The sequence below is a fragment of the Bradyrhizobium sp. SRL28 genome, from assembly GCF_018596315.1.
Lineage (GTDB): Bacteria > Pseudomonadota > Alphaproteobacteria > Rhizobiales > Xanthobacteraceae > Bradyrhizobium.
The window spans coordinates 24,034-31,310 of record NZ_JAHEAG010000054.1; the positions used below are offsets into that span (position 1 = coordinate 24,034).

Genomic DNA, 7,277 nt, shown 5'->3' on the forward strand with positions numbered 1-7,277 from the left:
TGAACGACATGCGCTGGTAGTTCTTGGGAGGCGTCGGACCGGATTTACGGTAAGAGACCGAACGCGCTGCTGCCGCCCTGCGCGATCCGGTCGAGGGTTTGTGTGAGCCAGGCGTGCGGGTCGACGTCCGTTCATCTTCGCGGTTTGCAGAAGCGTGGCAATGGTCGCCCAGGCCGCCAACATGCGACCCGGCGAAGAGCGCATTTTTCCTCGTAATTGTTTGCGGCCTTATTGCCCGCTCGACGATGTTCGAGTCTATCTCGATGCGACCGTCGGTCAGGAAGCGCTCGAGGGCCGCACGCCTCGATAGAGCATAGCGGATCGCCTCAGCGAGCTTGGATTTGCCGGACAGGCGCGGCAGTTCTCTTCCCCACAGGTCGAAGAGGGTCGAGACGATAGGCGTCGACCTTTCCAGGCGCGCTTTCGCCCGCGTTGCGGGATCCTGGCCGCGGATGTCGGCCTCGATTGCCCATAGCCCAGCCATTGTCGTGACGGTCTGCGTCGCCAGGTGCGAGCTTTCGTTGACGTGCAGCTCGTAGAATCTCCTCCTAACGTGGGCAAAGCAGGCCGCAAGCTGCACGCCCTCATTGGCGCCCGCCGACTTGGCGAGTCGATTATAGGCGGCATAGCCGTCGACCTGCAGAATGCCGGCAAAGCCCGCCAGATGTCGCTCGACGCATTTGCCGCCGCGGCTGTCCTCGAAGCGATAAGCCACCATCGGGCGGACCGTTGCCGCCGAAGGGGCCGTCGTCCCGCGCATACGCCCACAGCCAGGCCTTTTGCGTCTTACCGGATCCGGGAGCAAAGCAAGCCGCTCAGGCTCCACATCGCTGCCGATGCGCACCGCGACATCGCCGACCACAATTTCCATCGTCTCGCCCGCCACAGCTTCAAAACGCGCGAACTTGATCGGTCGGGCTCGCTCGGAAAGCGGCGCAACAATTCCCGAGGTCAGCGCCTTGCGACGTCAGGCAAACACCTGCGATGGATCAAGCCCGTGAGCCCGCGCGATCGCCGACACGTTCGCCCCGGGCGCGAACGTTTCCCCGACAATCCGCTCCTTCGCCTCCCGCGACCAGGTGCGATGGCTTCGCCCCGGACTGACCGGAAGCCACTCGGGTGTCGCCGTGATAACTTCGAAGTTCTTAGTGTATCAGACCTATGTTCGCTCATATGATCTGCTGGGAACAAATCACCGGGAGATTCTCTGACAATCAAACGCCGCCCGCTATGCGGGGTGACCTACACGCTAACGAAAGGACCGTGACCCAGCGAAGACATCAACCAGCCCGAGCGATCCAATGCCTGGCCGGCAAACTACCAATCAGCCGCGCTCGCGCCGTCTCCGCAACCCTGACCAGCTCCGACCGCGCGAGCGCTACCGTCGTGCCGTCGGAAAGTTTAAAAGGTGATTGACAACAATCCGCAATTAAAGGGCCGAATGACACCTGATCACCATCCCTGGAATGCGCACTTCGCCGGGACGATGGATCAGGACAGGCCCACATCCGGGCTATAGACGTGTCTCACGATGCGATCACGCTTTCCGTAGATTGGCCGACCTGCTCCTCTCACGCCCGGATGGGGCGTTCGCTCCAGGGGGTTACGAGCCATTCCACTCAGAAACACGTCGAGCGTTCGGCGGCGATGTAGCCGAACAGCAGGCCAGCGCCCAACAGTAGAAGGAGGCCGGCGACGAACTCGATCCTGCGCATGAAGAGCGCGCCGCTGCCGTCGCGGGCTCCGCTGAGGCGCTGCGCGACGTCCTTGGCGGAGACGGCATCACGGCGATAGCCGCGACCGTGATCGCGGTGCCGAGCCCCATCAGCAGGGTCGCGGCGATGCCGGCCCAGAACAGGCCCTGGGCGAGTGCGAACACCAGGACAAGGATTGCGCCCGAGCACGGGCGGATGCCCACGGTGAGGATCGCAGCGAACCCGCGCCGCCAGCCGCCGGGACCGGCGAGCTCGCTCGGCTTGGGTCCGTGGGAATGGCCGCAATGCTCGTCATGGACGTGGTCATGCGCTTGGTGGGCATGGGCGTGACCATCATCGTGAGCGTGGTCATGATGATCATGCGCATCGTGATGATGGCGATGGCCGTGATCATGGCGATGCGGCACGCCCGGGATCGCCGGCACCGGCTGCGCCGCCTGGAGCGCGCGGATGAAGGCGCCGCCCTTGACCCAGACAGGCGCAGACCGAACGCCGCGATCAGGGCGTAGCTCGTGATCTCGATCGCGCCTTCCGCCTTGCACATGGTCTTGGCCGTCGCATTCAGCACCCAAACGAAGATGCCGGACGATCAGGATCGCCACCAGCGACTGCATCAGTGCCGAGGCAAACGACAGCAAAATGCCGCGTCGCGCGGTCTCGCGATTGGCGACGAGATAGGAGGCGATCACCGCCTTGCCGTGGCCAGGACCGGCAGCATGGAAGATGCCGTACGCAAAGGAGATGAAGAGCAGCGTCCACACCGCGGAACCGTCGGTTTTCGCGGCGCGGATCGTCGAGGACATCTGGCGATAGAATTCCGACTGCTTGGCCAGGGGCCAGCCGATGAGGCCGCCGCCTCGGGCTCCGCCACGCTCCGGGAGTTGCTGAACGGATTTTGCGCGAGGAGGTCGTGAAGCGCGGCATCGACGGCGCCCAGCACGACCAGAACGGCGGCAAAGGCAAACAGCCGGCTCGCGACGGAATAAAGTCGACCGGTCAAGGGCAATCCACCGTGATCTTGTTGGCGAACATCATGCCGAAATTGGAGCCGGTCACAAAGGTCTGCTCGTTGAGCTTCTGCGCGCTGGCGCTGCCGTCGCGCGGTCGCTCCAGCTTCATCTGGCAGCCGGCGGGCGCGCCGACCAGCTTGACGGGATTGTCCTTGGCCATCTGGAAGTCGATGAAGAAGGAGCGGTCGAACACTTCGAGCACCAATTGCTTCGACTTGACCGGTTGTTTCAGTGGAAGCGTGAAGTGCAGGGTCAGCACCGTATCCTTGTAGTCGAGGAAGTAGTCGACCGGCTCCTGGAATCGCTCCTTCTTGCCGTCGGCTCGCGCGAAGGTGAAGTAGGCATATTCCTTCAGCGACTCGACATTGGTTTGCGCTAGCGATCCGAGTTCCTCACGCGTATAGGCACCCTTGGTCTTGCCCTTAAGCCCCTGAACCGCATAGGCCGAGAACATGTCATCAAACGCCCAGGCGTGACGCACGCCGGTGAGCGAGCCGTCGTCCACGTAGAGCAACTCGCTGGTCGCGGTGATCCAGACAAGCGGATGCGCCCGCGCCGCGGCCGCCGTGAGCGTGAGGCCGGCGCCGAGCAGCAACAGAAGACACGGCAATGTCGGGCGTCCTGTGCTTGGAGCGCACCGGCTTACCCGACTTAATGACACGAACGGTCCCTGGCGTGTCGTCTTCGTAACCCTGCGCCTCTCGATGCCGAGGCCCGCCACAACGATTCCAGCGGCGAGAGCGATGAACCCGATCTTGATCTGGGTCGAACGATCCGCGCTATAGAGCGAGTGACTCATGGAAGTCTCCTGCCGCCGCCCGTAAGCTGCAGCGTATGAGCCACTTGCTTGGCTCCATGTACGTGGTGACGCTGTCAACAATCTGCATGCGCCCGATCGCAGTTCGGCTGGCAGGGCTTGTGCGTCCGTGGTTTGGCGCCGCACAGATAAGCCGACCGGCAAGATAATATTTAATCCTTCATCGCTCGTACATGCCGGAGGCGTCTCAACCATCCGATACAGTTCATCGACGCCTCTTTCGAACAGGTATCTTTCGGCTTGTTCGGGACGCCATTTGTTCCCATGCTGGTATTCACACGCAAGCCGTCGGATCCGATGTGCATGCTTGCTCGCAGGTTCACGATCGCTCGAAGACCATCACGTTACGCAGCGTGAGATTCAAGCGTCTCTTTCAAAGCGACGGTTACGCTTCAGTTACAACAATGGCGTTGGCGCTGTTAAAACTCGCCTGACCGGGGGGCCGGTGCTTGCGCAACCTCGGCCAGCTCAACGACCGGCTCGCGCACCCACCAAAATAAGAGGCAACGATCACATCTGCGAGAACATTCCTTCATGAGGCAATACCCGCTTCCATCCTCTGGAGCCTGACTAAGCTTGAGCCGTTCAATCGAACTTATAGGAGGCCTGAAAGAACGTACCCCAGCGCTCCATGCTGTACTTCTCACCGCCAACCTCCCCCCCAACACTGATCGGGAACGGGGGGCAGCCGGTACATGTCTGACCGCTGTCCTTTTTGGTCCACATTGCCCAATAGCGGCCACCGACGCCGACGCTGAAGTTGCTGGTAACGAGATAAGACAACACGCCTTCAAGCTGGACCCCCCCGCCTCCATCCCCGCGTTGATCAATGAAGGTGGTCGTTTCGCGCGCGAGATGATTGTCACGCCCCCTGAAATCGGTCCAAGGCAGATAAGCGACGTCGCCGCTTAAGCGCCAATGCTCGGTGAGCATGGTTTCGGCGCTTAGGCCGACACGAGGTGCATTCCACTGAGTATCCTGGCTGCCGACGACCCTATCGTCACCCGGTGCCAGGCTTGGCAGCATGGGGTTAGCGATCTGCACGGATCCTAGCTTGTCCGACTTTTGGCCGTAATAGGTCCAACCGATAAATCCGCCGACCTTGTAGTTGGCGCCGCGCAGGAAGTCGTACCCGGCGTCGGCTGTGTAGTACGTGAAGTTTCCGTTTGCCTGGCCTGATACCGTGTTGCTGTAGTAGCCCCTGGGCATGCCCCAATCTTCGTCATTCTCGTTTCCTTTGTTGAAGCGCCCGAGGCCAATATTGCCCTTCAGGAATATTCCCCACGGGCTGTCAAGACGGCCAAATAGTTCTCCCGAAGGTCCGTCTTGTCCGTGATAGGTGAGCCTCGATAGGAGAATGCTTGGGTCTATGCCGTGGTCCCACTGGAATCTTCCCCGGCTGAGCCAGAGCCGCGATCCGCCTTCGACTGACCAACCGGCGGTGTACGCAATCGGCGGCACGCTGCTGGGTTCTTTTGCATACAGCGGCGCATCGAACCATTGCGATGCGCGCGGGTTGGCGCCAAAGCGGTAGTTCAACCCGACCTTTCCAATGTGGTAGTTGCTCGATAGGCTGGTTGTGTTCGCCGGAAGAACTGCAAGCGGCGGAGCCTGCACGGTCGGAGGGGTCGCGACACTCGGGCCGCCGAAATGCAGATAATCATACTCAACTTTGACGGACCATGCAGGCGTCAGCGCTTGCTCGACGCCCAACCCGATGACCTGACCGACGCGACCATAGTCGAAATGAACTTTCTCCTGTGGCGACCGGCCAAACTCGTAGTTATTGGCGACGTCGCCCCGATTGTTTTGCCAAGCTACGCCTCCCTTGAGGTAGGCCAGCGTGCGGCCTTGCGCGCCAAACGCATAACCTACGCGACCGGTCCCGCTGACAAAGACGTTTGGACTTGCCTTGCAGTTTGCGCTCACAATCCTGCCGGAGGCGGCGAAGCAGGTATTTGTGCCGTCGGAGGCAGCACCGCTGGCATCCAGTTCGACACCAACGACCCAGCTGCTCATCTGCCAGTTGTAGCCGGTCTGACCACCTGCCAGAAACGAAGGGGTATCGACCACGCCCCCATAGATTGACGGACCGTAGGGATTGCTGAAAGAGGTCCGGCCGTACCCACCGCCGACATGCCCGCCAATATATCCTCCGGACCAGCTCCACACCGCCGCCGGCAGCCTCACTGCTGGCTGTAGGTCCGCCGAATGGACTGCACCGCTTGGAAGGAGCGCAATTGTTGTGGCTCCCCAAAAAAGAAATCCAGATCGCATCTTAAAGACTCCGTTTCATTTTCCCGGTCCACAACCGAGCGCCTTAGGTTGTCGCCGCACAGCAAACCCCTCGGGACGGACCAGACGCTACCGCAATGCGCGCCGAGTCCGCCCCGAAGATGACCGCACCGCAATTGGGTGATGATGCCGTGAACGAAGCAAGCCGGGTTGTGAGCCGAATTGCAGGGTCTGCGGGCACTTCGTAAGAGTGGGTAGCATCAAGACTCCAGATCGCACCATGACTTCGGCACGGCCAGCACACCTTCAATGACAGTTACTCACGCAGTCACGGCCCGGAACAACTGCACAATCTCGGCGGTGGCGAGAGTGGGAGACGCATTTCCGATTCATCCTTCTTCCCTCACCGTGACGACGCCTCTGACGGTGCATCAGTTCGCACAGTAGGCTCTCACGTTCCGAACCTGCCGTTTCGACGCTTTCTCCTGGCGGGTGACACTCGAGGACGGCCGCCGGTTGTTGAAACCCGGGTTTCGCACCACCGCGTCGCCAAGCGCGACCGGAATCACGCGACGACATTCGACACGCCTCTGGTGTACGCGACCGCGACACAGCGATGCGTTCTGCAATCCAACAAGTGCGGCGACTTTGATTCACCAACTCTCTCCTAAGGCGCATGTCCTTCGGTATTGTTCTTCTAGCGCAATGCGCAACATCAAGGTCTCTCAAAGCGCAGATCATCGCAACGAAAGCATCGAAGCAGCGAACGCACCCAGCCCGCTAGACGCCACCCAACCGTACATTCGCATCATCTTTCACGTCTCAGCTTGATCGCGAATCGGCACCCTGCTCCGGTGGGAAGCGCACCGGCGCCACCCACGCGGCGCAAAGACTGCTTGCCGAACCAACCCCGACGAGTGCGCAACAGCCTCAGGCGGCGTGGGGCTCAACACTTGTGACATTCGCAACGTTTGTTATCCATCGTGACGGTTTGGAGCCATTGCTACCTACTTTCACAACCGTCGTACGATCTGACGCGGCGTGCGATTCAAGCGGCACGGAGCCGGGCGCGACAATATGTCCGGCCTCGTACATTTCGGAACGCAAGCGGCCGGACAACCCGTGGTTGTCACCGGCGTCGACGTGAATGTCTTTCCATGAACGGGGGCGTTCTGGCGTTATGCCGAACGACTTTTCGCACGAAGTGCCTGGCTGGCCAATTGGCTCGGTCCGCTGGCGCAGCGCAGCGGGAGACAGGCCGCGAGGAGATCCGCAGACTGATCAACTGCTTATTTTCGGCGTCAGGCTCCGAGCCCAATCGCAAGCTGGCAGGCAAGGCTGTCAAGTACAGCGACGGACTGATCTAGCGCCCCATTGACATCGCCTGCCTCTCCCGAGCCGTTCGCCTTACCGCCTCTGGCCAATCGTCTTGCTCGTATAGCCTCTTAGGGAAGCCCAGCGCTCCACGTTTCCGTGCCGATGCACAATGACCGGCTTCTG

3 protein-coding genes and 2 pseudogenes are annotated in these 7,277 nt (G+C 61.0%); all 5 read right to left on the reverse strand.

The window, feature by feature from the left end:
- Positions 1-44 precede the first annotated feature (44 nt).
- Positions 45-803: pseudogene (locus tag KIP88_RS40755) on the reverse strand (IS66 family transposase); the annotation flags it as partial.
- 164 nt (positions 804-967) lie between these two features.
- Positions 968-1,132, reverse strand: a complete 165-nt coding sequence (locus tag KIP88_RS48010) for a transposase (RefSeq protein ID WP_308163756.1) — start codon at positions 1,130-1,132, stop codon at positions 968-970.
- A gap of 487 nt (positions 1,133-1,619) precedes the next feature.
- A pseudogene (locus KIP88_RS40765) lies at positions 1,620-2,721 on the reverse strand (nickel/cobalt transporter).
- On the reverse strand, positions 2,712-3,335 hold the full coding sequence (locus tag KIP88_RS40770) for a DUF1007 family protein (RefSeq protein ID WP_214493763.1): 624 nt from the start codon (positions 3,333-3,335) through the stop codon (positions 2,712-2,714). Before KIP88_RS40770 ends, KIP88_RS40765 begins: the two are co-directional and overlap by 10 nt.
- A 792-nt stretch (positions 3,336-4,127) precedes the next feature.
- Positions 4,128-5,732, reverse strand: a complete 1,605-nt coding sequence (locus KIP88_RS40775) for an outer membrane beta-barrel protein (RefSeq protein WP_308163755.1) — start codon at positions 5,730-5,732, stop codon at positions 4,128-4,130.
- Positions 5,733-7,277: the final 1,545 nt, after the last annotated feature.